Consider the following 26735-nt stretch of genomic DNA (forward strand, 5'->3'; position numbering starts at 1 on the left):
TAGGCCTGCCCGAGCAGCATGTGCGCGGTGAAGTTGCCGGGATCGATGGCCACGGCGCGCTCGAGGTACATGGCTGCCGTGATGGGCTGCTGCGCGGCGAGCAGCGCCTTGCCGAGCAGGATGTACGGACCGGAGGCGTTTGGCTCCAGGAGCACGGCGCGGTCGAGGGCACGACGGGCGTCGGGCAGATCCTCGGAGCGCAGGTAGGCGTCGCCGAGGCGGTCGTAGACGGCGGGATTGAGCGGGTTGAGCTGGCGCTCGATCTCGAGCTCGGCGATGGCGGCGGCCGGGTCCTGGCGGGCGAGGGCGATTTCGCCGAGGAGCTGGTGCGCGAGCGGAAGATGCGGGTCTATAGCGAGGGCCTTGCGGGCGGAATCCTCGGCGGCAGGCACCAGTTCGTGGCGCAACAGCATGCGCGCGGCGAGCAGCCATGCCTGCGCGGAGTCTGGCGGGAAGCCATACTGCGCGGCGAAGGCGTGGCGGGCATCGTCATAACGGCCCGCGGCGAGGTAGGCGCTGGCGAGGACATAGTCGGGATCGATGTTGGCACCGGGGATGGCCATGTGCGCGCGCTCAAGGAACGGGATGGCCTGCGCAGGTTGACCGATGCGGTAGAGGACAACGCCGCGCATCTGCGCGGACTCGCGATCGTTGGGGTCCTGCGCGAGGGCGCGGGCAAAAGCCGCGTCGGCATCAGCGAGGCGGTTCTGCTGGTAGCTCACGTAGCCGCGAAGACGCTCGACTCCGGCGGGCTCGGGATGCTTCGCGGCGAGAATGTCGAGCTGCTGCTGGGCGGCGTCCAGTTGTCCGCTGCGCACGAGATCCTCGACATCAGAGAGCTTCACCTGGGGCGGCTTTGCGGCTGGATGCGCGGGCAGCGCCTGTGCGCCGCAGATCAAGGGGAAAAGCAGGAGCAATGACGAAGCGCAGACAGGGAGCCGGAGAGACAGAGCACGAGACTGAAATCGAGAAAGGGAGCAGCGCATGATCCGGGTGGGAAAGTCTACTCCTGAAACAGGCAAAACGAGAGAGCCTTGCGCTCCGGAGGGAAGCGTGGGACTTCCCTCCGGGCAATAGGCTCAGGCAACATCCACGAACCGGCTAGAACTGCAATCGCAGAGAGAACTGCAGCTGGCGCGGGTTCTGCCCGAACTCGGCCGTACTTGCGGTGACGTACTGCGGGCCCTGGTCGATGTTCACACCGGCGCCGCTGCCACCGAAGCCGGAGTTGATGTGGTTGAAGGCGTTGTAAGCGTCCACGCGGAACTGCGCGAAGAGCGACTCGTGGATGGGGAAGTTTTTCTGCAGCGCGATATCGGTGTTGAAGAAGCGCGGACCAAGCGCGTCGTTGCGGCCCGCGGTGCCGATCATATCCAGACCCGGGTCGGAGAAACCGACCGGAAGCGTTCCGCTCGCGACACCGCCGTTGAAATACAGACGACGGTGGGCGATGGGATCGAGGGCTCCGAGATGCGTCCGAAGCAGGCGGCCGGAGCCGTTGGGGTAACACGGAGCCGAACCGGGGATCCAGGCGCTGCAGTTGCTGAGATTCAAAGTGACGGGGAGGCCGCTGGCCCAGTTGAGTACGGGGCTGAGATTCCAGCCGCCGATGACCTCATCGAGCCAGGTGGGTGACTTGGAGAGGAACAGCTGGTTCTTTCCAAAGGGCAGCTGGTAGAGGCCGTACATGACGACCTGCTGCATGCGGATGTCGTTGTTGAGGCCTTTGACGGCGGCGCGGCTCCAGGTGGAGTAGCCGCTGGCGAAGTCGATGCCCTTCTGCCACGCATAGTTGACGGTGCCTTGCAGGTTCCTGCTGAGCTGCTTGGCGAGGGTGACCTGGAGAGCGTTGAAGTGACTGTCCTGATCGTTGCCGTCGTACTGGATGCTCTGTGTCCATCCGCACATGCCGGTGGTGATGCCGGTGCCGCCGGGGTTGGTGTAGTTCGGATCAGAGCAGGCAGGCAGCTTGGCTGCGTAATAGCGCTGCAGGAAGTTGACGTTGGCGGTGCCACCGTCGGCAGCGATGCCGGCAGGGCCGCCATTCACGACGGTGCTCGAGTCGACGCTCGGGTCATAGTGCAGAGCCGAGCCCGTGATGCTGTACGAGGCAGGCAGCACGATGGCCGACTCATTGGGGTTGGTGGAGTTGCCGTCACCGGCGCTGAGGGTATGTGTACCCTTGTTGCCGACGTATGCGATGGTGAGCGAGAGCGTCGGGGTGATGGACTGCTGGATGCTCAGGTTCCATGCATCGACCGTCGGCAGACGCAGGTCATTCGGGCGCGCTTTCACCGTAACGTCGGCTCCCGGCGCAGGCAGCAGGCCATTGGCGGGTACGGTCGGTGCAGTGTAAGCGATGGGTCCTCCGCCTGAGGGCTGGCCGGAAGGCTGCGTGCAACCGGAGGTGTTCGGTCCGATGCAGAAGACATAGCCGGTGGTGCTGCCCTGCGAGAGAGCCTGATTTGCAAGCACGGGCAGGTTCTGCGTGGCGGTGTGGCCAAAGATGGAGCCGAAGACGCCGATGTCGAAGCTGCGTCCATAGCCGGAGCGGATCACCGTCTTCGGGGTCACCTGATAGGCGACACCGATGCGGGGATTGAGCGGGAAGGACGCCTGGCTGTAGCCCATGTTGGTGCCGATATTTCCGTATCCGGCGACGCGGAGATAGCCATCGGTATAGGCGGCGGAGTTCATCTCCATGAGCGCGCCATTGCCCTTGCCGTTGACGACCTCGGGGAAGTAGATCTCGTAGCGCAGGCCATAGTTGACGGTCAGCTTCTGCGTGGCGCGCCAGGTGTCCTGGCCGTAGAAGAAGAACCGCTTCTGGAATTCCTTCGCATTGTCCGAGGTGCTGACGTAGCGATTGAAGCCCGTGGCCTGACCGAGTACGAAGGTGGCAAAGCCGAGGCCGCCGGCGCCGTTGTTCGAGGTGGGACCGGTGCCGAAATCGAGCAGGCCGGTGCGGTCATCGTCACTGGGCACGCGCAGATTGCGGGCGTAGCGCAGATCGCCGCCCACCTTGATGGAGTGATTGCCGATGATCTTGGTCCAGTTGTTGACGATCTGGAACTGATCCTCGCGTTCGGTGAGCGGGCAGTTGCAGCGGTTGATATTCAGACCGGAGCCGTACTGCGGACCGCCGACGGTGGAATTGCTGGGATTGGAGTTGCCCGTCACGGTGGAACCGACCTCGGCGATGTTGAAGCCGGGCGCACCAGTGGTGAGGTCATTCAGATTCAGGCCGGGCATGCCGAGGTTGGAGGCAAAGGCGGTGCCGGCATCGTATTTCTGGTCGCCGATGTTGTAGCGGTAGTAGCCAATGCGGAAGTCGGTGAGCAGCGTCGGGCTGATAGCGATGTCGGCGCCGGCCGCGAGGCTGTCATTATGTCCTTGGGAGTTGCCGCCGTAGTTGTTGATGCCGAAGCCCGCACCACCGGCAGCGCCGAAGATCGTAGAACCGCTGAGGGTGTCCGTGAAGCGGCTGAAGCGCTCGAAGATATGCGTCTTCTCGGAGAGTGAGTAGTCGACGCGCTCGTCCCACTGATCGTTGTTGAAGAGGCCGGTGCCGCTGGAGGCGTAGTTGCTGGGCCCGAGGTCGCCGTAGGTTCCCTGCTTGTTGGGCGTATAGGGCTGCAGCAGCTTGAGCAGGCCGAGCGCCTGGGGCGAGAGGTCGGCGGTGGGAATCACGTTGTTCGCGTAGGGTGTGGCGGTGCCATCGGCATTCTGCGAGTAGACGAGGTTCGTCTGGCCGAGGGCGGTTGCGTATTCGCTGAAGTCGCAGCCCTGCGTGGTGCCTGCATAGGGCGTTGCGGTCCCGAGGCAGGTCGCAATGAGGTGCGCCGAGGGAACGGTCATCGTCGCGGCCGTGCCGACCTTCTGACGCACGCCCTGGTAATCGCCGAAGAAGAAGAGCTTGTCCTTGAGGATGGGACCGCCGATGGAGCCGCCGAACTGATTCTTCAGGCCGGCAGGGAAGGCTCCCGAGCCGGGGAACTGCGTGTAGGGATCGGTAGCCAGATTGGCGTTGCTCTCGCGATAGTCAAAGGCGCTGCCGTGGAAGCTGTTCGATCCTGAACGGGTCTGCGCGGTGACGACGGAGGATACGGCCTTGCCGAATTCGGCGTCGAAGTTCTGGGTGGTGATCTTGGTCTCGCTTACGGCGTCGAGCGGGGGATTGATGACGATGATGCCGAGAATGGGATCCTGATTGTCCGTGCCATCGAGCTGGAAGGCAACGCCGCCGAAGGCCTGTCCGTCGACCTGGATCTGCTTGGAGGCCTGCGGGTTTTCATCCGCCGCATGGCTCCAGCTGAGTTGCTGTGCGCCGGGAAGCAGGAGCTGGAGGTTGGTGAAGTTGCGATCGCCGATGGGCAGATTCTCGACGGTGGCCTGATTGAGCACGGTCGAGACGTCCGCGCGGTCGGTCTTGAGGATGGGAACCGCATCGGCATTGACGGTGACGGTCTCGGACGATCCGCCTACTTCGAGTTTGGCGTCGACCTTGGCCGCGGTGTCGGCGGCGACGACGATGCCGTTGGCCTCGAAGCTTTTGAAGCCGGTGGAGACGATCTTGATGTTGTAGGTATCCGGGATAAGGTGCTCGGCGGTGTATTCGCCGGAAGCATTCGTAGTGAGTGAAACTACTGTGCCCTTCTCCACGTCTGTAACTGTGACGGTAACATTTGGCACCACGGCGCCGGTGTTATCCATCACCGTGCCGAAGACCGAGCCGTAGACGGCCTGCGCGACGGCGGGCAGGGGCTGCAGGAGCAGCGCAACAACGGCACAGCCGATGACCATGAGACAGCGAAGCTTCTGCATGGGACGGACCTCCTGAAAAGCAATGCAGCGAGGTGGTTCGCGCCGTCTTCTTCTGCCGTACAGCCAATGGGGAAGACTTATCCGCGAAGGGGGTTATAGAGCGATGCCCGTATTGGGTCTTCGCCCCCGCCAGGACATGCACTCCGCATGTCCCCGATCGATCTACTTCTCAGCGATTTGTTTCTCCAGCAATCTCTTTCGACCGAATCCGGTACTGCAATCCATCAAAGTGTGGAAGACGACCTACGCTGAATGGGCTACAGTCGTCGCGATTCGGGCAACGTTCTAGTAGCTGCCTGAGAAGCTTGTCAACACATACTCGTGGGCTATCGAAGAAAATCCGCAGCCTGTTTTGACCTTAGTCAACAGGCTTTTCAGAATGGGAAGGCGGAAGTCTGCTCCGCGGCCCGCGTGTTGTCATTCCTCGAGACGAGAGCTGGCAGGATACAGATAAGTCGCGTTAAGTGATGGGGTTATCTTGCGGCTTAGAGGCCGGAGCAGCTCCTGCTAAATCGATTGCTGTAACCGCTATCTCCGGCGCGGATTCGTCCCGGATGGTTTTTCTTCAGGGACGGTTACTGAGAATGGTCCCAACCTGAGACATCGGGGCCTTTTCCGGGGCGGAAGCGGCGAAACGAAAGGTTGACAGGTTCAGGAGCTCCGCCGAGGCCGAGCCTTCGCGGAGGCGGTAGAAGCGGTCGACGGCGGGTGTATCGAAATGCTGCACGGCGCCCGAGGGCCAACGTACTTCGACGCTTTCGACCGAGGTGGCCGAGCCAAGGCCGATGGGCTCACGCCAGGGGTTGCCGCCGAAACTCGCGCCGTAGCCGATGGTCCGGTAGACGTGGCGCTCGACGCCGTTCTCGCGAAAGCGGACGTCGATCCGCGCGCCGAAGGCCGGGCGATTGGAGCGTGTGCCCTCGAGGATGAGGGTGATCCAGTGGTTGCCGTTGCCGGGATTGCGATAGAGCGAACTCATGAAGAGATCGCCGGGCAGCGCGCCTCCCATCTCCTCGAAGACATCGACGCGGCCGCTGTTCTCGAAATCGGCAAAGGCGACGCCGTGGCCTTTCTGCAGATTGCCGAAGCCTCCGGCGGTGGTGACATCCTCGAATTTGTCACCGTTACGGTTACGAAACATGCGGTTGGGCAGGAGTGTGCGGTAATCGGGATCGCCGTTGCCGAGATACACATCGAGCCAGCCGTCACTGTCGAGATCACCGAAGCTGGAACCCATGGTGAGAATGGCCCGGTCGAGATGGACACGATGCGTGACGTCGGTAAATGTGCCGTCGCGGTTGTTGCGATAGAGGCGTGGCAGCTGTGCATCATTTGCATGACCAAGCTCGAAGGCGCCGACGTCCTCTTCCGACGTGATGCCGTAGCCCGCGACGAAGAGATCGGGCCAGCCGTCGTTGTCGTAATCGAAGAACCATGTGGCGAAGCTGTGCGCGGGGCCTTGTACATGCGCCTGCGCGGTCACATCGGTGAATCGCCAGTGCGCTGGGTCAGGATGTGCGGGATCTGCCGGGCCATCGTTGCGGAAGAGGCGATTGTGGCCATCGCGCGTGGAGATGTAGAGATCGGGGCGCCCGTCATTGTTGTAATCGCCCCAGGCCACGCCTTTCACATAGCCGAGATCGGCGAGCCCGTTCTCGGCACCGACCTCTGTGAAGGTGCCGTCGCGATTGTTATGGAAGAGCTGCGAGCGCCATGGCTGACCGGGCTCGGATTCGTGGCCGAGGAAGAGATCGAGCCAGCCATCGTTGTCGTAGTCAGCCCAGGCCGCGGTCTGCGTGGGGCCGAACGTGAGCAGACCCGCGGCCCTGGTTACGTCGTCGAAGGTGCCGTCGCCGTTGTTGCGCAGGAGCGAAACCGGATAGTCGCCGAACTGATGCCACCAGCCTCCGCGCAGAATGAGAATGTCGGGCCGCCCATCGTTGTTGTAGTCCGTGGCGACGAGGTTGAGGCCGCCGGTTTCGCCGATGAGCCCGGCGGCGGCGGTGCGGTCGCTGAAGGTGCCGTCGCCGTTGTTGTGATAGAAGCGCAGCTGGTCGAGTGGGCCGGAAGAAGACAGCATGATGTCGAGCAGGCCGTCGCCGTCGAAGTCCTGCACGGCGACGCCACCGGCGTGATTCATGGCGTGGATGTTGGTCGACATGGCAATGTCCTCCCACGCGGGAAATGGCGCATCGGAGCGGAAGCGGTCCTCCGGAATGAGCCACGCGTGCGGGACTTTCGCGGGATACTCGCCAAGCTGCATGTAGGCGATGTTGAGCAGCCAGCGCGCGAGATTGTCATCCGGCTTCGCGGCGAGCAGCGCAGTGTATTCGCGGACTGCGCCTTCGGCTCCGCGCCGGATGGTGTGCACGCCGGAGCCGCGGATGGGGAAGATACACGATGCGGCGGCGTGATGCGTGAGGCAGTTCTCCTGCTCGCCGAGGCGGAGGTAGGCGAGCGCGAGATTCTCGTGGAGGCTGCGGTCTAACTCAGCCGGAAAGTGCAGGCCGCGATTCTTGCCCAGCTTTACGACAGACTCGAAGGTATCGACGGCGGCTTCGCTGTCACCAACACGCAGCAGCTCGTTGCCGAGCTCGATGCGGACGGGGATTTCCTTGTCGAGGGGCAGGTCGTGCGCGAGAAGCTGGCGATAGTAATCGGCGCGTTGCGCGGGCTTGTTGGGATCAGCCTTCCAGTCGGTGTGGTCATAGATGCTGCGCAGCACCTCGGCCATCTCGCGTGTGGAGGGTGCTTCATAGGACGGTGTGAGCTGCTGCGCGAAGAGGTAAGGCAGCGCTGCGAGGGCGAACGTGATCAGCAGCGGTGTGCGTGCGCGGCGCATCGGGAGCATGATACGCCGCGCACTGCATTCGTCACGAACAGACTGCTCTAGTGCGCGGGAGCGGTGCAGGCGCGTGGGGGAACATTGACCGGCGTCTCCGGCTGATGTGCATCACGAATGAGCGCGTTCATCTTCAGATACGTGGCGTTGGTCCATCCGAAGCCAATGACGTTCATCTTGTAGCCGCTGGCCACGTTGACCTGCGTGGATGCGGTGACGACGTCGTACTTCTCTCGGATGGTCTGGTCACACTGGTAGTTGTTGCGAACCATGGTGGTGAAGCGGCGCGAGATGCGCACCGCATCCGCAAGGTCGCCTGCCTTGGCGAGGCCATCGGCGGCGATCCAGTTGGTGGGCGCCCAGCCGTAGGGGAGATCCCACTGCACGCCGGATTCGACATCGCTCATGGCAAGGCCGCCGGGACGCTCGAAGAGGTTCAGATGCGACTCGACGGCTTTGGCCTGCTCCGCATCGGCAACACCGGCCCATAACGGATAGAAGGTGGCGATGTAGTGGTAGCTCGACTGGCGACCGGCAACGAAGTCGTAGTCGAAGTACATACCCTTTTGTGCGTTCCACAGATACTTATTGATCGCAGACTTGCGGGCAGCGGCGTCCCCACGCCAGTGCGCGGCCTCCTGCATCTGCTTGCGCGTCTCCGCCATCCAGGCGAGATCATTCTCATACTTGTAAAGCAGCGCGTTCAGGCAGACCGGGGCGTAGTGGTGCGTCGAACCGTCATAGGCGCCGAAGCGGAAGGACGGATCGAAGCCGGACTCGCGCATGGCGCGGTCGCCCTTGTAGAAATCGCGGCTAAGCCAATGGCCATCGACATGCGCGTGAGCGCAGACAGGCGAGATGTGCGGGTCGCAACTGGTTTGCGCGAGCTGCGCCTGTTGCGCGGCGTTGGGGTTGTCCGGCCCGGAGACGAGATAGTCGCCGCGCTCCTTCGGGTGCGCGAGCAGCCAGCGGATGACATCGGGATAGTAGGTGGAGTCGTCGGCCATCTCCTCGACCGGGCCATCGCCGAGGTCGTAATAGCGGGCCAGGCCGGTGGTGCCGGCCTGATGCTCACGGCTCATCCACAGCGTGTGATCGCGCACGGCATAGGGATACGAGTAGTTGAGCCAGTCGGCGGCGTCCTTGGTCTTACCCTCGGCAATGTACGTGTCATAGACGGCGCGAATCATGGAGGAGAGGAACGGCGGTTGTGAACGTGTGAAGTAATAGGTTCGGTTGGCGTTCAGGATGGCGCCGTAGTACTGGATCTCAAAGAAGAAATTCTCAACCATGCCGCGGGCGAGATCGAGGCGATGATCCTGCAACAGGCCGAGGACGATGAAGTAGCTGTCCCAGCCGTACATCTCGTTGAAGCGGCCACCGGGGACGACATACTTGTTGGGCAGATAGAGCAGGCCCGCGTCGGGGATCTCATGCGGCTTGATGTCGCCGATGCGGTTGATGGGATGCGGCAGGTAGCGTACCTGCACGTGGCACTGCGTCTCGAGCGCCTTCACCTCGGGCCGCTCCGGATAGCCCGCCGGAAGATAGAGCACGGAGGCGCGGGCAAGCTTGGTATCGGCGACGGATTTGCATTCGCTCATGGAGCGGGTGAGCGAGTCCCAGGCGTGATGGATGTAATCGTCGACGGGCGGAGCCTGCTGCGCCGAAGCGAGACTGAAGGCAGAGACGAGAAGCGCGAGCAGAGGGGCGAGTCTTTTTCGTATGACCATAGCGGCAACCTGACCGAGTATCTTATCGGATGCGGGCCAAGGCCAAGCCGTTTTGGGGGAATCGGCGCAGGTACGCTAGCGCGAAGTGGACGGCACGAGGCGGATATGGCGCACCGGGACATGCGGATCGCGGACCTGCATCTGCTTGATCATCTCGCGCAGGCGGAAGGCCTTGATGAGCTGCTCGTCGACGAGACGGCGATGGCGGCGGCGGTGCTCGGGATCGATAAGGGTGTGGGCGTGCTGCTCGTCCTGCGAAGCCTGCTGTTCGAGCCGGAGTGCGGCGGAGAGCACGGCATCGCGAAAGCGGGCGCTGACGTGGAGTGGTTCTGCAGACCGGGATGCAAACATGGGAAAACCTCGGTGATAAATGTGGCAGGAATCCTCATGTCTCCTGCTTCTATGCCGATGTTAGAGGCGCAATTGCAGGGCTGGGAGATGCCGGTGGGTGCAATTGCCGGACTCTTTGGTGTAAACCTGTACGAATCTGGGACAGTGCTGCGGTGCGCGGAGCCGATCGCCTTCGGCATATGCTCACGCTGGTCGCGATCAGGGTTCTTTCTTCTGGTGCCGGTTCGAGATCGTGTCCTCCCGCCCAAGCGAAGCTTGGACGGGGCACCCTCATCCTCGCTTGCCGAGAGTAACCGCAGGTCCCTCCACTGCGCTCACTTCGTTCGCTTCGGTCGGGATGACATGTTCAGAGAAAGAGAAAAGCTTGCCCCGGTCCGGATGACAGCCTGTTGAGATGGCTTGCAAGCGAAGCGGCGCGACCGAAGCCGCGCCGCTTTATTTGTGATGGTAAGGATTTACAGTTCTAGCGACTTCTCCGCTGCGAGCTTCGTCGCGCTGGCGATGAAGTCGGCCAGCGGCTGCGAGCCCTGGTCGCCCTTGCCGCGGGCACGAACGCTGACCGCATTCGCTTCGGCTTCCTTGTCGCCCATGACCAGGACATAAGGAACCTTCTGCATGGTGAGGTCGCGGATCTTGGCGTTCATCTTCTCGTTGCGGGCATCGAGTTCCACGCGGAAGCCGGCCTTCTCAAGCTCGGCCTTGACCTTCTCGGCGTAGGGCAGGTGCCGCTCGCTGATGGGCACGAGGCCGATCTGGATGGGCGCGAGCCACAGCGGGAAGGCGCCTGCGTAGTGCTCGATGAGCACGCCGAAGAAGCGCTCCACGCTACCGAAGAGGGCGCGGTGGACCATGACCGGCTGATGACGCTCGCCGTCCTCACCGACATACTCGAGCTCGAAGCGCGCGGGCAGGTTGAAGTCGAACTGCACGGTCGAGAGCTGCCACAGGCGGCCGATGGCATCGACGAGCTTCATGTCGATCTTCGGACCGTAGAAGGCGGCTTCACCGGGGATGGTCTTGAACGGGATGCCCTTGGCCGTGAGCACACGCTCAAGCGAGCCGATGGCCAGCTCCCAGTCGGCGTCAGAGCCGGCGTAGCTCTGGCGATCCTTGGGATCCCACGCCGAAAGCTCGACCTTGAACTCCTTGAAGCCGAAGGTCTCGAGCACCGACTGCGCGAAGTCGATACAGGCAGCGATCTCGCTCTCGACCTGGTCGCGGCGGCAGAAGATGTGGGCGTCGTCCTGGGTAAAGCCGCGCACACGCAGCAGGCCGTGCATGGTGCCGGAGCGCTCGTAGCGGTAGACGTTGCCGAGCTCGGCGTAGCGGACGGGCAGCTCACGGTAGCTCTTGGGCGAGTTCTTGTAGATGAGGATGTGGCCCGGGCAGTTCATCGGCTTCAGGCGATAATCTGCGTCGTCGAGCTCCATCTTGGTGAAGAAGTTCGCCGAGTAGAAGCCTTCGTGGCCGCTGGTCTGCCAGAGGTTCACGCGCATGGTGTGCGGCGTGTAAACGAGATCGTAACCGCGACGGATACATTCGTCGCGCATCCAGTCTTCCATGATCTTGCGGATCATGGCGCCCTTGGGATGCCAGAAGATCAGGCCCGGTCCGGCGAGCTCCTGAATGCTGAACAGGTCAAGTTGTTTGCCGAGGGCGCGGTGGTCGCGGCGCGCGGCTTCTTCGAGGCGGGCGAAGTGCTCGTCCATCTCCTTCTTCGAGAAGAAGGCAGTGCCGTAGACACGCTGCAGCTGCGGATTCTTCTCATCGCCGAGCCAGTAAGCTCCGGCGAGGTTGGTGATCTTGAAGGCCTTCACGCGGCCGGTCGAAGGCACGTGCGGTCCACGGCAGAAGTCCACGAAGGCGCCGTTGCGATAGAGGGAGATCTCGTCTCCATCCTTCGTAAAGCGCTCGATGAAGTGGATCTTCATGAAGTCGTTGTCGGCCTTGAAGCGGGTGAGGCCCTTCTCGCGCGGCTCGTACTCGCGGGTGAACTTCTCATCGCGCAGCACAATCTCGCCCATCTTCTTCTCGATCTTTTCGAGGTCTTCGGGCGTAAATGGGGTGGGGCGATAGAAGTCGTAGAAGAAGCCGGAGTCGGTCGCGGGACCGTGGCCGAGCTTGGTCTCGGGGAAGAGCTCGAGGACGGCGGTGGCGAGCACGTGCGCGGCCGAGTGGCGGACGACCTTGAGGGCGTCGGCATCCTTCTCGGTGAGGAGCTGCAGCTTGACGCTGGTGCTGAGCGGTGTGGCCATGTCGACGAGGCGCGGAGCGCTCGTGTCTTCGGCGGCATACATGGCCGCATCGTCGGAGGTTTCCTTCTGCTCGGTTTCCGTAGCGGCTGCATCGACGGGCTGGATGCGGGCGACGACCGAGGCCGCGGCGAGGCGCGGCGAGATGCTCGAGGCGACCTCAAAGGGCGTGACACCGGCGGCGAATTCCTTGACGGAGCCGTCGGGGAGATGAACCTGAATCTGATCCTGAATTGCGCTCATGAAAATGTGCCGATTCTGCGCCGTGGCGCGTGAGTCTTTGTCCTTCAAGGATATGTGCTGGCGGCGGGTCGCGTCGAGCGAGGCGACAGGCAGAGGCTGAAGCCCGCACGCTTTCGGCATCGGTATGGCACGGATGAGGCTTTTGGCACGAACCAGCGTTCCGGCCTGATTTGAGACCGGACTTCAGGGGGCATTCAGGATTTGCTGTTAGCATCCGAGGTTGACGTTGCCACGCAGGGAGGATGCATGACGGAGATTCAGGACCAACCAACATTCACGCCAAGGCCCAGGGCCGGGCTGGCTCTGGCGGGGTGGCTGTTGCTGTGCCTTGCGGTGGGCGGCGTGTCCTCGATCTTTCCCCTGCACAACATCCCTACCTGGTACGCGGGGCTGATCAAGCCGCCGCTTACGCCTCCGAATGGGGTCTTTGGGCCGGTGTGGACGGTGCTTTACATCCTGATGGGCATTTCCGCGTGGATGGTGTGGAAGACGCGGCCGAGCATATGCCGCCGCACTGGGCTACGCCAGTTCGTGATCCAGCTGGCATTCAACTTTCTGTGGACATGGACCTTCTTCTCCCGGCACCAGATGCTGACAGCGCTGGTGGACATCGTGATCCTGCTCCTGACGATCGTGCTGATGATCCGGACCTTCCGCAAGATGAGCGTGACGGCGGCGTGGCTGCTGGTGCCGTACCTGGTGTGGGTGGCGTTTGCGACGTATCTCAATGTGGCGTTCTGGCGGCTGAATCCCTAGAGCCTGTTATGCCGCGCAGCAGCCAGCCTCGCGCTGCGCGCTCGTGTCAGCAGTTAGTCGCAAAGACGGCCGTTGGGTCGCGCCCTCCGACCCAAGCAGAGCTTGGATGGGGCACCCTCATCCTCGCTGATTGAGGAGAACCGCAGGTTCCTCCACTGCGCTCGCCTTTGGCTCGCTTCGGTCGGAATGACAGTGTGTTTTTGATATCTGAGAATACGAACGACAACGGCCAGCGCTAACCCTCAGAGACCCACCCATGACCAACTGCTTGTCATGGGTGGGGCACCCGGCGCGATGTGCCTGGCTGGTTACTGCTTCTCCGGCTCGACGGCGCCGGGGAAGACGCCGGGGAGCGGCTTCATCTGCTGCTGGCGAAGCTCGGGATGGGGCAGCGGCTTGCGGGGCAGCATCTGGTCGCGCTGGGCGGCGTTGTAGACAAAGATCGCCTCGACGACCGCAGCCTGCTTCAGATCGCCGGGCTGCAGGCGCTCGAAGACGTCCTGGTTGGAGTGGTGGGTGCGGGTCTCGTAGTCGAGCGGATCCTGGATGAACTGGAAGCCGGGGATGCCGACCGCGTCAAAGGACAGGTGATCGGTGCCGCCGGTGTTGCGGTAGGTGATGGTGGTGACGCCGAGGTCCTTGAGCGGCTCGATCCACTGGCGGAAGATGGGCTCGATGGCGGCGTTCTCCTGCAGGTAAATGCCGCGAATCTTGCCGGAGCCGTTGTCGAGGTTGAAGTAGCCGGAGATGAGCTTCTGCTCGGGCTTGAGCTCGAGCGGGCCGGTGCCGCGCATGAACTCAGGCAGAGCCTTCTGGTCGGGCGTATCGAGCGGCTTGGCTTCAGCGAAATGCTCCTTCACGTAGCCGCGCGAACCGAAGAGGCCTTCTTCTTCCCCGCTCCAGAGGGCGATGCGGATGGTGCGGCGGGGATGGACGTCGAGCGCCTTGAGGATGCGGATGACCTCCATGGCCACGATCGATCCTGCGCCGTTGTCGGTAGCGCCGGTGCCGGCGATCCAGCTGTCGAGGTGGCCGCCGACCATGACGACCTGATCCTTCAACTCGGGATCGGTGCCGGGAATCTCGGCGATGGTGTCATAACCGTGCTCGTGCTCGCCGGTGACCCTGGTCTCGACATCGAGCTGGATGGTGACGGGCACGTGCGCCTGCAGCAGGCGGTAGACACGGCCATAGCTTTCGATGGCGGCCACGACGACCGGCACCTTGACGGCAGTCTCGGCCTTGTAGGGATAACGGCCAAGGGCGGCTCCGTTGTCGTCGAAAATGATTCCGCCTTCGCCGCCGCCGTTGGCTGCGTCGCGGCTGGGACGGATGACGGCCGCTGCCTTCTCATCGGCGAGGAACTGGGCGATCTTGTCGGCGAGGCGATAGCGAGCCATGGCGGCGCGGACGCGGGCCTGCTGATCACCGCCACCACCTCCGCCGGGGCCACCGGGACGCGGAGTCTCGGTGGGCGTCTCGGCGAGTTCCTCAAGCTGCTCCCTGGTGTAGCGCTCGAAGAGGGCCTTGTCGACGGGCGGAACCTCGCGCATTTCCCCGAGGAGAACGATCTTGCCGGCGAGCTTTCCCTTGTACTGATCGAAATCCTTCTCTTCCTGAATGTTCACGTAGACGACATCGCCGGTCACCGGGCCGTTGGTCGAAGACGACCATGGCGTGGCCTGCGCGATGAAGACGGCGGTGTCGGGCGAGGTCATGCGCACCCAGGTGTTGAGCTGCTGCCAGCCGAGGCCGAACTCGCCCCAGTCGTCGAGATGGGCATTGGCGGCGCCGATGGCGGTGAGCTGGTCGCGGGTCCAGGCGTTGGCCTTGGCCATGTTCGGCGAGCCGGTGAGGCGCGGGCCGATGTCGTCCGTCAGGGCCGAGGCGTACTCCATGATGTGCGAGTGCTGGAGGCCTTCCTCGCGGATGCGGGCGTACATGTTGAGATCGATCTTTTCGGTCGCGGGCTGGGGCTGCTCCCAGGCAGGGATTTCAGTCTCGGGCTTCGGCTTCTTGTCCTTATCGGCGGCGTGCGCCGGGATGGCCAAGGCCACAAGGGCGAGCGAAAGCAGGGGTACAGAGAGCGGACGCAGGGGCATTTTTTCGAACAGCTCCTCGGGCAGGTTGCGTGGGATGGAAGGCAGCATACCATCCGCAAGAGCCGGGACGAAGAGGTTTTGTTTCAGGCCTTTGCTGCTGCGGACTGGCCGTCCAGGCGCTTCGCCTTCGGCCTCCGCTCCCTTTGGTCGCGATCCGAGGGGCGTGCCTCCCGTATCCTCGCCGGTTGAGAGAACCGCAGGTCCCTCCGCTGCGGTCGGGATGACCAATCTTGAAAAACCGAAACAAAACCCGGAGTGTTGGGCTCCTTACCTTTTCAGCCGGCTGAGCCTTCGGGCAGAACCTCGTAGGGACGCATCATCTCGTTGTCTTCGTGCTCGAGGATGTGGCAGTGCCAGACGTAGCGGCCGGTGTAGCCCTCGAAGCGCACGAGGATGCGCGTGATGGTGGCGGGATCGGTGCGGGCGACGTCCTTCCAGCCGGACTCGAGCGGCTCGGGCGGGATGGCGGGACCAGTGAAACGGACGTGGCCATTCATCATGAAGCCGTAGGTCTCGAGGGGGCGGCGATCGAGGATGCGGAAGCGGACGAGATGCAGGTGGATGGGGTGCGAGTCTTCGGTGAGGTTGACCAGCTCCCAGATCTCGGTGGTATTAAGGACCGGCTTCTCGGTGACGGGCGCGTGCCAGGGGGTCTTGTTGAGCAGCATGCCCATGGACTGCTGGACCTGATCGAGGTTCTCGTCGAGGGTGAGACGGCGGGTGCGGATGGCGGAGGTTTCATCGAGCGGCGGCAGCGGCTGGTCGCGCAGTGTTTTCGGGATCGACTGCGAAGACGTAGCGGCTTTCATCCCGACCCGGAACTGCATGAGGTCGAAGGAATCGCTGATGAGCTTGACGTTGCGACCTGCGAATTCGCTGAAGTCGACGAGGACATCGACGCGCTCGCCGGGCGCGAGCGGGATGCGCTTTGCCTCGATGGGCGCAGCGAGCAGGCCCTGGTCATTGCCGATGACGTGCAGCGGCGATTTGTTCTCGAGCGAGACACGGTAGAAGCGGCCGTTCGAACCGTTGAAGATGCGCAGGCGATACAGGCGCGGCTCGACTTCGAGATACGGCAGGAGCTTGCCGTTGACCAGGATGGAGTCGCCGAAGACCTCGGGCACCCAGGGGTTCGCGGGATCGGGCGAGATGGGGTAGATGAGCTGGCCGTCCTGTGCGAGCAGGCGATCGGCGAGCAGCAGCGGGACTTCATACTGACCGCCGGGCAGATCGAGGCTGGCCTCATGCTGGTCGCGGACGATGGCGAATCCCTGCAATCCGGCATAGATGTTGAGCCGGTTAATGCCCATAGTGTGGTCGTGATAGAAGAGCAGCGCCGACTCCTGCTTCGAGGGGTAGAAGCAGTTCTGGACGCGGCCGGGGACGATCCACTCCTCGGGGTAGCCGTCACTCTTGGCCGGGGTGCGGCCGCCGTGGAGGTGCGTGACCGAGCGGACCTCGGGCAGGGATTTTTCTGCGCCCACCAGGGTGTGGTCGATGGGCAGGAAGTGATGCGCCGGGAGCTGGCTCACCCAATCGACGGTCGCGCCCTGGCCACTCTGGATCTCAATGGTCGGACCGGGGAAGCTATCCCCGTAGACCCACATGCGCGTGGGCGGCAGGTCGCGATGCACCTTCACATGTGCTTCGCACTGCGGGATGCGGTAGTGCGGCAATGTCTGCCCGTGCAGCTCGGGATGGGGCTGCATGCCGACGGGCTTCGCCAGCACAGGGATCGGCAGCGGATCGACGAAGGGTGCGAGCGTGGAGGGATCGAGCTGCGCCGTCGGCGGCATGTGGCGCATGGGCATGGCAGCGAGGCGGCCAGCGCCGAAGCCGGCGAGTGCGAGGGAGGAAGATTGCAGGAAGGCGCGGCGGGATGGTTTCGGCATCGTCGGGTATTTTCGCTTGCGGCGGGGTGACGCGGGGTGAATTTCCGTTGAGGCAAATGCGGCGCAGCCTCCGGCGGCAGGAAACCGCCGGAGGCTGCGATGGGGGTGTTCTCTACCAGCGGTTGCTCGTGCGGTTGTCGTCGTTGCCGTGGCCGTCGTTGTCCGACCAGCCGCCACCCCAGCCAGCCGAGGAGCCCGGCTCGCCGGTCGCGGTGCTGAGGATCACCACGCTGTTGCTGCGGCGGTGGCTGAAGTCGAACATGCTGTCGATCGAGCCGGAGATGGCGTCAAAGGAACCGCCGCCAAGGCGCTCACCACCAAGCCAATTGTCCTCGATGAAGTGAATGGTCGAGCTCTGATCGAGGGTGCCGTGGTTCACGAAGTTGCGCTTCGCGTAGGGCGAGATGACGAGGTACGGCAGGCGCGGGCCATAGCCGCAACGGCCCTGGGCGTGCTCCGTGCCGCTGATACCGGGCAGGCCTGTGACCGAGGCGCTGCCGCACTCGCCGGTACCGGTGAGCATGTCCGCAGCGGTCTCGGACTGGTTCACGATGGGGCTCATCTGGTGGTCATACCAACCGTCCGAGTCGTCGTAGTTGATGATGATCGCGGTCGAGGACCAGTCCGCGCTCTGCATCACGGCATTGACGACCGTGACGACGAAGGTCTGCTCGTCGAGCGGATCGGAGTAGCCGGCGTGCGCATCCTCATAGCCGGGGGCCTTGAGGAAGCTGACGGAGGGCAGATTGCCGGCCTTGAGGGCGGTGTAGAAGTCGTTGATATCGTACTGGTGGTTGGCACGGTCGCCCTGCTTGCCGATCAGGCTGGTGGAGCTGGGGCGCAGGTGCTTAGGGTTGGCCGTCGAGGTGTAGTACTGGAACGGCTCGTGGTGCGGGATGTAGTCGTTCTCGGTCACGCCGGTGACCGACGAAGTGGTCGAGCGCGAGCAGCCGGTGGTCTTGTTCGAGTTGGTGGTCGAGGTATCGAAGCCGCCCTCGAACCAGCCCCAGGAGATGCCCTTGTCGTTGAGCAGGTCGCCGATGTTCTTGCCGCCGAGCTGCACGGTGGCGCCGGTGGTGGTGGAGCAGATATCCCCGATGGGGTCGGCGTCGCTGATCAGCGTGAAGCCGCCGTTGCCGTCGGCAACGACATCGCCGCTGGCGTTGGACTGGTCGATGACGCCGTTGGTCTGTCCGGAGACGAGGTTGATGGCGCCGTCCGTCGAGGGACCGAAGTTGGTGCCGTAGGCGTTGTCACCGAGAGCGAAGTTCTGGGCGTAGTTCCAGAGGGCGGTGACGGTGTTGCCGTCGTAGTAGCCCATGACCAGGCCCTTGGTGGTCTTGCCGGTCGGCGGCGGACCGGCGGTGCCGGTGTAGGCCGGGAACGAGTCCATCAGGCCGCCGTGGAAGGCTTCCTGCTCGGGCGTGTAATCGTGGTCCTGATCTGCGGTCGCGGCCTGCGAGCGATCGAGGCGGAAGGGATTGGAAGCGCCGGTGCCGTTGACGTCCTTGTTCAGCGCGTTCGGGTTGCTGGTAAGCAGCGCACCGGTGAGGCCGTTGACGGTGGGGGTGCCGGCAGCGGCATAGAATGCGGGCTCACCCTTGGGGTTGGTGGCATTGGGATACGTCGCGAAGTAATGATCGAAGGAGATGTTCTCCCCAAAGATCACGACAACGTGCTTGATAGGCGTCGCCGTCTGCGCGTCGTCTTCCGCGCGCGACACGATGGGGGAAGCGAGCTGTCCGGCTACGAGAAGCGCTGCCAAAGAAGTCGCTACATGCTTGTGCATCACAGTCCTCCGACGCCGGGTGGGAGTCCGGCGGCTTAGACAGGGTCCACGGAATTTATGAATATCCGTTGACTGTTCTGTAAAGGATCGGCGAAAAGCTGGTTACTCTTGAGCGCTGGGTATGACAACCGCGTCAATGGCGTCGACAGGGTGTAAAGCCGGTGTGGAGTTTTTACGGGACGCCGGTGATTTGTGCCTTCCGGACGATGATCGAGAGCGGATTCCATGTTTCAGAAGCGAGATATCGGCGGCTCTGCGCGGACTGTTGTTCCAGAACGTTCGCTCGTACCTTCCCGCCCAAGCGAAGCCTGGACGGAAGCACCCTCATCCTCGCAGAACAAAGAGAACCGCAGATCCCTCCACTGCGCTTCGCTCCGGTCGGGATGACACAGTTCGGGGATGCGCTGTGCCGCTAGACCAGCGCGGTGCCGGCGATCTGCTCCAGAACGCGGAGCGGGGAGTGCTCGGGGGCGACCAGCGCCTCGGGACGAACAAGGAAGGTCTGCTCGAGGGCATACTGCCCGGCGAGCACGGCGTGGGGCACGGTGTCGGTGTAGACCATCCAGCTGGAGCCCGTCGGGAACTGGTAGGGATAGCGGGCGCATTCGGCCTGGAAACCCACATTCTCCTTGAGGAAATTGTGGAAACGCATCATGAAGTCGTCATACGGGGTCCGTTTGAGCGACGGGATGGCCGCCCCTAGTCCGACGGCCTGGCCGAGGTTCTTGCCGAACTTCGAGACGAAGGTATCCGGGCGCGGACCGATCTGGCTGGGGACAAATTCGCGGACGACCTGCGCGAAGGGATCACCGACGATCCAGTCGCGTGTGCGCGTGGGATGAATGTTGTTGAAGAAGCGCAAAATGCGGGCGCCGTGCGTGGGCCGCGTGGGGAAGGCATCGGTGTGCAGCAGGTCATTGCGCTTGCGCAGCGCGAGATCGCGGCCCTGCTCCTCCTGCGGGCGGAAGCTGGCGTAATCGAGCTGCCAGTTGGAGCGGTAGGGGGCGAGGAAGCCGGTGAGGAACTGCGTGACGGACTTCGAGTAGTTGCGCATGATGCCCTGCAGGCGCTCGACGGCACGGGCATCGGCGGTCTTCGTATCCACGCCGCTCAGCTTGTCGATGTTCGGCTTGTAGGCAATGTTCTTGTGCAGCGAGCTATCGGTCTGCTGCTGGCCGAGGAGGAATTCGAGATCCGACGGCGGGAGGACGATGGGCGTGTGCGGGAAGTAGAGGATGTCGCCGGACTCGAGCTGCTCGCACCAGGTGCGGAGCTGCGCGTCGTTGGGAGAGGTGTGCTGCGCCCAGGCGCCGTCTTCGATGGTGATCAGACCCAAGATTTATCCCCTTACCGTATCGGCGAACCTGCGGCGCGCCCAGAGTGAAAGCAGCACCACCAGCGCCAGAGCCATCGCGGCTACACCTGCCGGCAGTGCGAAATAGCGATAGCTATCTGCCATATTGACGCCATGATGACCGGCAGAGTTCCAGAAGAGGATGCCGAGGATGGCGACAAAGCAGGTAGCGAAGAAGACCAGGAAGCCGAAGGCCACGGCCATGAGCAGGCTCGAGAAAAGACCGAGATCGCCGAGCGGAAGGCCGAGGATGCGATTGGGGCCATTCGGGGCCGGGATGGATGCAGGCATGGTGGAGTTCCTCCATACGCGCCTATGCGGCAATAGGTAGAATACAAGCTTATGGCTGAGCTAGCGCAGGTCCCCCTTCTTCCGGCGGCACAGGTAGCGCAAGAGGCGCGCGTGCAGCAGGCACAGAATGGTGTCTGTTACGCGAGCTATGGTGAAACACAGATCTCCGCCGAGGATCTCGAGCGGATCGTCAACGCGGTGCCATCATCGGTGGCGAAGGCGCTGACCCAGCGCGCGTACTACTTCGTGCCGCTCACGCTGGGCGAGCAGGACGAGACGACCGTGGCTCCGAAGTACACGGTCGACCTGGGCGACCGGGCGATCTGCCACCGGAACTTCCGGTTCGGCGGCTCGGAGTGCATCTTCATCTCGACGCGGCTGATGCAGGACCGCTTCGCACTGGCCTTTGAATACTTCATCAACGTGGGCCACCACTTCGTGGACTCGGTGGGCGTGCCGGCGGAGTTTTCAGAGCTGGTGTGGTCGCAGGCGAAGGCGGATGTGCGCGGGGAGACCAGCCAGGATGCGTGGGAGAGCCGCCGCAAGGCGACCGAGCGCATCGATGGCGACCGCGAGCCGGACGAGAAGGCGAAATCGAGCTACTTCGAATCGGCGTTCTCGGATGCGATGGCGATTTACATGCTCTCGCTCACGCTGGACTTCGACTACTCGGAGCTGCGCGAGCGCGAGTATACGCTGATTGCCGCGCCTTCGCTGGCAGAGCGGCTGCGGCTGGTGGCGAAGTTGTTCCCGCCGAACGCGGGATATGAGTTTGAGATCCGGTACCGGCGTAGAGGGTAGCTGGCCTCGCGCTGCGCGCTCATGTTAGCGCGCCTTCGGCGCAGGCAGCCAGGCATAAAAACGGCCAGTGGGAGCATTGCTCCTGCTGGCCGTTTCTTTTCCTCCAAACCCTGTCATTCTGACCGAAGCGAAGGAACCGACCGTTCTCTACTCAAGCGAGGATCAGGGTGCCTTAGCACTAAAGCTTTTCCACATTAGAAAAGGAAACAATGGCTCCGCCACCCATCCCAATTACGTTAAGCCCTGAGTTGGTACTACAGTTCCATCCCTCGTAACCAGACGAGTCATTGAATATCTCTAACTGAAGTCCAGACTCAAACTTCAATGAGAAATCCCCTGTTCTGCCGGTAAGCAAAACGCTTTTCAGGGGACTTGCGCTCAGCAGTTTCAACGCTTCAGCCTGACCCTCAACAGGTGAGGGAAGCCCGAACATCTGCCCATCATCTTCGCTTCCCAGTACGATCCCGTCTTCATTCGTAATGCGCCAAGGGCATGTAACATCGAGGACCAGACCCCCGCTAAAAGTAAAACGCCAGGTATGAGAGGAAAAGGTTTCGACTTGGCTGCACGAGCTACCTTCCGCAGCCTCTGTAAGCTCGTGTTGAATCTCGGCTGTGGTCATCTGAACTCCTACTCTACTCGGTAAAACCCAGACTGAAACTTTCTTATCAAGCAAACAAAACGGCCAGCAGAGGCAAACCTCCACTGGCCGCTTTATCACTAACCGTTCTTGTGACTAACAGCTGCTACGCGCGCAAGCGCGGCTGACTTGCCGACTCGCTTGCTGCGCAGCCGCGCTGTTTAATGCTTCTCGAACATCGCCTCGACGTCCTTGCTCAGCGCGATACGGCCGGCTTCCCGGGTGTAGAACATGTGGCCGCCGGGGTATTCCTTCACCGCTACGCGGGTCGGGTCGCCCATGACCGGCATCTGGTTGACCGAGAGCACCGAGCCCATGAAGGGGCACGAAAGGTCGTTCCAACCGTGGACGATGAGCACGCGCACCTTGGGGTCAGCCGCTACGGCGTCACGCAGCTGCTCGACCGAGCCCTTGCGCATTTCGCCTCCGCGATCCCACTGGCGGTTCACGTCGTAGGAGAGTGCGTTGTAACGGGCATCGACCTTCCAGCCGACGGTCTGGGTGACGAAGTTGACCATCGCCGTCGTGGTCGGCGCGATCATCGCGGCCAGGATGGGATCGTTGGCGCGCTGATCGGAGTCATACGGGAAGGGATCGAACGAGGTCACGTTCGAGTCATAGACCGAGGCCAGCTTGCCCTCTTCGCGATGGACTTCGCGAAGATACGAGCCGGTGTCGAGACGGCCGCCCGCGTACTTCACGAAGGAAGGATCGAGGCCGGTCAGGTCGGTGACCTTCTGGATCATGGCCTGCGTGGCGGCGGTGTCGGTGTAGCCCTTGATGAGCGTGGTGGCGTAGTCGCCAAGGTCATAGCTGATGACCTGCTGCATGGCCTCGGGCGTGAGCTTGTGCTGGCGCTCGAGGTTGGCGGCGGTGATCGAAGGCAGGGTCACCATCCACGGAATGGGCGAGAGATCGCCGTTCTCATCGATGGTCGGATTGAGGTAGGGCGAGACCAGCACCGCGCCGTTGAGTCCCACGCCGAGCTGCGACTGCAGGTAGTAGAGAACACGCGGTCCGCGGAAGCCGCCGTAGCTTTCGCCGACAAGGTACTTGCGCGATTCCATGCGGCCGTTCTTCACCAACCAGTCGTAGACCACACGCGAGAGGTATTCGATGTCGGCTTCGGTCGAATAAAACTGCTTCTTGGTCTCGGCCTCGTTGACCAGCGAGCGGCTGAAGCCGGTGCCGATGGGATCGATGAAAACGAGATCGGTGAAGCCGAGCCAGGTGCCCTGATTGTCAGAGAGCGTGGCGGGATCGGACGGGCTGTCGCCGTCATTGCCGGCGTTCAGGTGCTTGGGACCGATGGCTCCGAAGTTGAGATACACCGACGACGCGCCGGGGCCGCCATTGAAGGCGAAGGTCACGGGGCGGTTGGGGCCGGGCACGGTGTACGAAGTGTAGACGACCTGTCCGGAGGCCTTGCCGTCCTTGTCGTAGACCGGAATGGTGCCGACGGTGACGGTGTAGTGCAGGGTCTTGCCGTTCAGCTCGATGGACTGCTCGACGTGCGCATCGGCAGGGAGCGGTGGCGCGGGCTTGAGTTCGGGTGTCTTGGCATCGGCCTTGTCAGCCGCTTTGTCTGCCGGCGGAGGACCATCGGGATGCTGGGCGAAGGCAGGCGCAGAGAGCGCAAGCGCGGCGACGAGGCCGAGCGCAAGCCGGCGATTTGTCACCGTGGCAGATACATTCTGCAAGGAGCGTTCCAGGGGGGCAAAGAGATTCATAGCGCTACCATACACTGCGCGCGATCGGCGGTCAGGCACAAAAACGGCCAGGGATAGAGGGGCCAGCGATAAAGCGGTGAGTGGTGAAACGGTTAGCAAAAGCGACGATCCGGGTGGCCCACTCAAGCCAACCGCTGGCTTGCATGAGGCACCCGCGTTCCTCGTCTCGGCACGAGCCTCGCCGGCCGTCTTTATGACTGACTGCTTGCGGCGCAGCCGTGCTGACTCGCCGCACCGCTACAATCTCCTCATGATTGCGCATCTGCGGGGACGCCTTTTTTCGAAGCAGCCGGGCCAGGCGATTGTCGAGGCCGGGGGCGTTGGTTACGACGTCACCATCACCATTCCCACCTTCACCTCACTACCTGCCGAGGGCGCGGAGGTGGCGCTGTTCATTCACACGCAGGTGCGTGAGGATCTGCTAGCTCTCTTCGGCTTCCTCGACCTGAATGAGAAGCGGCTTTTCGAGCGGCTGATCACGGTAAGCGGTGTAGGGCCGAAGCTGGCGGTGACGATCCTGAGCGGGCTGAGCACGGAGATGCTGGTGGGCGCGATTCGCGGACAGGATCATGCGACGCTGACGCGCATTCCCGGCGTCGGCAAGAAGCTGGCCGAGCGGCTGGTGGTGGAGCTCAAAGACAAGCTCGAAGACATGGCATCCGCCCCGGCAGCGGTGGTCTCAGCCGGACCGGCGGGCGAGGATGTGCTCTCGGCGCTGGTGAATCTCGGCTATCAGAGACTTGCGGCGCAGAAGGCGATCGAGACGGCTGTGGCCAAGGACAAGGAACTGGGCGATCACTTCGACGAGCTGTTCCGGGCGGCGCTGAAGGTGATCCGGTAGCAGCGGTGAGTGTGGTGGCCATATTTCCTGTTGCTTGATTGGTGATGAGGATCTTTCACCATACAGAGTGTCGTGCCACTGCAGGCATACCTTTCAGCTCGGAGACGCAAATATCTCGGGATAGGGCTTGTGTTTTCCCGCCCAAGCGAAGCTTGGATGGGGCACCTTTATCCTCGCTGGTTTGAGAGAACTGCAGGTTCTTCCACTGCGCTCACTTCGTTCGCTGCGGTCGGAATGACAGTTGTTTCCTGAGATTGAAGTGGATAAGGAACGGCCAGCGGAGCAATGCTTCCGTTTTTTGCTGGCCGTCCTGTGACTGGATGCTCACGTCAGCGTCACGTACGTCGAGTAGGCACGGTCCTCGATCTGCGTGAAGGGCGCGAGTTCCACGGGGCCGGCGTCGGTGCGGATGTGCCAGTGGCCGGGGGCGCCGGCTACGGCGAGGAGTTGGTCGCGGCCGGCCTTTACCGGCTTGTCGGTGATGGCGAAGAGCACGATCGGGCCGCGCAGGACGGCGACCGTCTCCGGGTGTTGGGGATCGACCGGTTCAAGACGCAGTGTCATGGGCAGGGACAGCTCGACGCGATCGCCACTCTTCCATGTCCGGCGCAGGGTCGCGAAGCCCTTATCGACCGACACGGCTACAGGACTACCGTTGACGGTGATCTGCGGGCCTCCATCGGCGTTGGCCCACGTGGGGATACGCAATTTAAGCGGGAAGGCTGAAGGTCGACTGAGCTCGACACGGAAAGAAACCGTTCCGCGCTCTCCTGCGACGTCGAAGGGATAATCGCCGCTCTGGGTGAGGGTGAGCGACGCGCCGCCGGGGGTGGTCCACTTGAGCGTCGAAGGCAGGTAGAGGTTCACATAAAGCGCGCCTGCGCGGTCATGGAAGTAACCGAGGATGTGATAATCCGCGGCGACCTGCGGGAGCGTGCCGGAGCAGCAGGGCCACTTGTCTGGGAAATAAAAGCGCGAGCCGGAGTTGTTGTAGTCGGAGTAGTAGAAGGCCGTGCCGTCGGGTTGGAGGCGCTTCGCTCCGAGAACGGTGTTGTAGAGGACGCGCTCCATGCTGTCGCCGTAGCGGCCGTCGCCGGTAACCGAGAGCAGGTAGCGGGTGATCTTGAAATGGCCGTAGGAGCCACAGGGCGTCTCGAAGCTGTGGTGCGTGCTGGAGAGGCTCTCGTAGAGCTTGCCTTTGCCCGGCTCGACGAAGCTCTCATCCGGGCCCCAGCCGCCCGTGGCGAAACTCTGGGTAGTGAGGATCATCTCGAAGGCGTTGGTCGCGGCACGGAGATGGGTTTCGCTGCCATCCGAGAGATACGCCTGCATGGACGAGCTGAGCGAGTTGCAGTGGCTGTAGGCGTGGTGGTGCGGCAGCACGTTCTGGTTGGCGGCGAGGGGTGTGAACCAGTCTTTGTCGAGCAGGTAGCGTGAGGCCATGGTGCGATAGCGATCGCCGGCACCGCGCTGCCATGCGAGGTAAAGGTTTTCTGGGAGCGTGTAGGGCTCATCCCAGCAGAAATCGTCCGAGGTCGGATCTCCGACGGAGGCGCGCCATGCTTTCTGATCCTCGCGCGTGAGGGCGCGGGGTGGCAGATGCGGCTGAGCGGCGTCGGTGGTGCGATCTAAAAGCGCGAAGGCCTGCGCGTTCCCGGCATACTGGTGCGCGTCGATGAGGCCGCAAACGGTCTTGTCGTAGACGTAGGACGGGAAGCGGAACTTTGTATAGAAGCGGGGCGAAATGGTCGGCTGATAGAGCGCAAGCAGACGATCGACGCGAGCCTTGGCAGCGGGATCCTTTTCAGCGGCGTAGCCGCGAGAGAGCGCGGAGATCCACTGGCCGAAGGTGTGACCGGTGCAGAAGCCATGTCCGCCGGAGGGCGTGCGCTCATCGGCGGAGACTTCGTCATACCAGCCGCCCATATCGGGACCAGGACCGGGCAGGCCGGCGCGCAGACGCCAGGGCTTGAGAAGGCTGTCCTCGTTCAGACCGAGCAGCAACGACTGCGTGTGATCGAACTGCTCGCGGGCGAGTCCGGGTGCGAGGCTGACAGCGCCGTAGGGAACGGGCTCGAGCACGGTGCGTGCGGTCTGAGGCTGCGTTTGGGATTGGGCAGAAGCGGGAACAGGGCAGGCGGCAGCAGCGGTAGCGAGTGCAGCAGTCTCAAGAAAAGCGCGGCGGGAGAGCATGGGAATCCTCCGGCAGCCATGCTATGCGGAGGAGGGGTGAGTGCGCCAGCGGGTCAGCGGGTCAGCGGGTCAGCGGGTCAGCGGGTCAGCGGGTCAGCGGG

Annotated in this window: 17 protein-coding genes; 3 read left to right on the forward strand and 14 right to left on the reverse strand. The window is 62.9% G+C overall.

Annotated elements, in window-relative coordinates; genetic code table 11:
- The 6 genes from QM649_RS17560 to thrS all read right to left on the reverse strand — a co-directional run.
- Positions 1 to 917: tetratricopeptide repeat protein (locus QM649_RS17560; RefSeq protein ID WP_415200370.1), on the reverse strand; the 917-nt coding region annotated here is incomplete at its 3' end.
- Positions 918 to 1101: 184 nt separating this feature from the next.
- Entirely contained in the window at positions 1102 to 4824 is a 3723-nt protein-coding gene (locus tag QM649_RS17565) for a carboxypeptidase regulatory-like domain-containing protein (RefSeq protein WP_415200371.1), read from the reverse strand.
- 565 nt (positions 4825 to 5389) lie between these two features.
- On the reverse strand, positions 5390 to 7675 hold the full coding sequence (locus tag QM649_RS17570) for an FG-GAP-like repeat-containing protein (protein WP_415200372.1): 2286 nt from the start codon (positions 7673 to 7675) through the stop codon (positions 5390 to 5392).
- 38 nt (positions 7676 to 7713) lie between these two features.
- Positions 7714 to 9399 (reverse strand): trehalase family glycosidase, encoded by a 1686-nt coding sequence (locus tag QM649_RS17575; protein WP_415200373.1) that lies wholly within the window; start codon positions 9397 to 9399, stop codon positions 7714 to 7716.
- A gap of 75 nt (positions 9400 to 9474) precedes the next feature.
- Positions 9475 to 9750, reverse strand: coding sequence for a hypothetical protein (locus tag QM649_RS17580; RefSeq protein ID WP_415200374.1), 276 nt, complete (start codon positions 9748 to 9750; stop codon positions 9475 to 9477).
- A 455-nt stretch (positions 9751 to 10205) separates the two neighbouring features.
- Entirely contained in the window at positions 10206 to 12245 is a 2040-nt protein-coding gene (thrS, locus tag QM649_RS17585) for a threonine--tRNA ligase (RefSeq protein ID WP_415200375.1), read from the reverse strand.
- 246 nt (positions 12246 to 12491) lie between these two features.
- Between thrS and QM649_RS17590 the strand changes: the two genes are divergently transcribed.
- A complete protein-coding gene (locus tag QM649_RS17590) occupies positions 12492 to 13001 on the forward strand; it encodes a TspO/MBR family protein (protein WP_415200376.1) in 510 nt (169 codons plus the stop codon).
- 308 nt (positions 13002 to 13309) lie between these two features.
- Here the strand turns inward: QM649_RS17590 and QM649_RS17595 are convergent, their stop codons facing one another.
- From QM649_RS17595 to QM649_RS17615, 5 genes are all read right to left on the reverse strand, one after another.
- The gene (locus QM649_RS17595; RefSeq protein WP_415200377.1) at positions 13310 to 15103 is read right to left on the reverse strand and encodes a M20/M25/M40 family metallo-hydrolase; all 1794 of its coding nucleotides are present in this window, start codon (positions 15101 to 15103) and stop codon (positions 13310 to 13312) included.
- A gap of 275 nt (positions 15104 to 15378) precedes the next feature.
- Positions 15379 to 16995, reverse strand: coding sequence for a multicopper oxidase family protein (locus tag QM649_RS17600; protein ID WP_415200378.1), 1617 nt, complete (start codon positions 16993 to 16995; stop codon positions 15379 to 15381).
- 112 nt (positions 16996 to 17107) lie between these two features.
- Entirely contained in the window at positions 17108 to 18760 is a 1653-nt protein-coding gene (locus tag QM649_RS17605; protein ID WP_415200379.1) for a phospholipase C, read from the reverse strand.
- A 436-nt stretch (positions 18761 to 19196) separates the two neighbouring features.
- On the reverse strand, positions 19197 to 20120 hold the full coding sequence (locus QM649_RS17610) for a Kdo hydroxylase family protein (RefSeq protein WP_415200380.1): 924 nt from the start codon (positions 20118 to 20120) through the stop codon (positions 19197 to 19199).
- Positions 20121 to 20123: 3 nt separating this feature from the next.
- Positions 20124 to 20429 carry a hypothetical protein gene (locus tag QM649_RS17615; protein WP_415200381.1) on the reverse strand — a complete coding sequence of 102 codons (306 nt, stop codon included), beginning with the start codon at positions 20427 to 20429 and terminating at the stop codon, positions 20124 to 20126.
- A 51-nt stretch (positions 20430 to 20480) separates the two neighbouring features.
- On the opposite strand from QM649_RS17615, the gene QM649_RS17620 reads away from it, so the two are divergent.
- On the forward strand, positions 20481 to 21230 hold the full coding sequence (locus QM649_RS17620; RefSeq protein WP_415200382.1) for a hypothetical protein: 750 nt from the start codon (positions 20481 to 20483) through the stop codon (positions 21228 to 21230).
- A 178-nt stretch (positions 21231 to 21408) separates the two neighbouring features.
- Here the strand turns inward: QM649_RS17620 and QM649_RS17625 are convergent, their stop codons facing one another.
- Positions 21409 to 21852 (reverse strand): hypothetical protein, encoded by a 444-nt coding sequence (locus tag QM649_RS17625; protein WP_415200383.1) that lies wholly within the window; start codon positions 21850 to 21852, stop codon positions 21409 to 21411.
- 179 nt (positions 21853 to 22031) lie between these two features.
- On the reverse strand, positions 22032 to 23570 hold the full coding sequence (locus tag QM649_RS17630) for a S10 family peptidase (protein WP_415200384.1): 1539 nt from the start codon (positions 23568 to 23570) through the stop codon (positions 22032 to 22034).
- Between the two features lie 280 nt (positions 23571 to 23850).
- Between QM649_RS17630 and ruvA the strand changes: the two genes are divergently transcribed.
- The gene (ruvA, locus tag QM649_RS17635) at positions 23851 to 24441 is read left to right on the forward strand and encodes a Holliday junction branch migration protein RuvA (RefSeq protein WP_415200386.1); all 591 of its coding nucleotides are present in this window, start codon (positions 23851 to 23853) and stop codon (positions 24439 to 24441) included.
- Between the two features lie 324 nt (positions 24442 to 24765).
- Here ruvA and QM649_RS17640 read toward each other — a convergent pair whose 3' ends face one another.
- Positions 24766 to 26634 (reverse strand): beta-L-arabinofuranosidase domain-containing protein, encoded by a 1869-nt coding sequence (locus tag QM649_RS17640; protein ID WP_415200385.1) that lies wholly within the window; start codon positions 26632 to 26634, stop codon positions 24766 to 24768.
- Between the last annotated feature and the right edge of the window lie 101 nt (positions 26635 to 26735).

The organism is Silvibacterium sp. (assembly GCF_047605705.1).
Classification (GTDB): domain Bacteria; phylum Acidobacteriota; class Terriglobia; order Terriglobales; family Acidobacteriaceae; genus Silvibacterium.

What these genes read in the sequence shown, in the direction of transcription:
- QM649_RS17565 (WP_415200371.1), bottom strand. Translation starts at nt 4,824, where the DNA reads ATGCAGAAGCTTCGCTGTCTCATGGTCATCGGCTGTGCCGTTGTTGCG.
- QM649_RS17570 (WP_415200372.1), bottom strand. Translation starts at nt 7,675, where the DNA reads ATGCTCCCGATGCGCCGCGCACGCACACCGCTGCTGATCACGTTCGCC.
- ruvA (WP_415200386.1), top strand. Translation starts at nt 23,851, where the DNA reads ATGATTGCGCATCTGCGGGGACGCCTTTTTTCGAAGCAGCCGGGCCAG.
- QM649_RS17640 (WP_415200385.1), bottom strand. Translation starts at nt 26,634, where the DNA reads ATGCTCTCCCGCCGCGCTTTTCTTGAGACTGCTGCACTCGCTACCGCT.
- QM649_RS17590 (WP_415200376.1), top strand. Translation starts at nt 12,492, where the DNA reads ATGACGGAGATTCAGGACCAACCAACATTCACGCCAAGGCCCAGGGCC.
- QM649_RS17595 (WP_415200377.1), bottom strand. Translation starts at nt 15,103, where the DNA reads ATGCCCCTGCGTCCGCTCTCTGTACCCCTGCTTTCGCTCGCCCTTGTG.
- QM649_RS17615 (WP_415200381.1), bottom strand. Translation starts at nt 20,429, where the DNA reads ATGCCTGCATCCATCCCGGCCCCGAATGGCCCCAATCGCATCCTCGGC.
- QM649_RS17580 (WP_415200374.1), bottom strand. Translation starts at nt 9,750, where the DNA reads ATGTTTGCATCCCGGTCTGCAGAACCACTCCACGTCAGCGCCCGCTTT.
- thrS (WP_415200375.1), bottom strand. Translation starts at nt 12,245, where the DNA reads ATGAGCGCAATTCAGGATCAGATTCAGGTTCATCTCCCCGACGGCTCC.
- QM649_RS17620 (WP_415200382.1), top strand. Translation starts at nt 20,481, where the DNA reads ATGGCTGAGCTAGCGCAGGTCCCCCTTCTTCCGGCGGCACAGGTAGCG.
- QM649_RS17625 (WP_415200383.1), bottom strand. Translation starts at nt 21,852, where the DNA reads ATGACCACAGCCGAGATTCAACACGAGCTTACAGAGGCTGCGGAAGGT.
- QM649_RS17600 (WP_415200378.1), bottom strand. Translation starts at nt 16,995, where the DNA reads ATGCCGAAACCATCCCGCCGCGCCTTCCTGCAATCTTCCTCCCTCGCA.
- QM649_RS17575 (WP_415200373.1), bottom strand. Translation starts at nt 9,399, where the DNA reads ATGGTCATACGAAAAAGACTCGCCCCTCTGCTCGCGCTTCTCGTCTCT.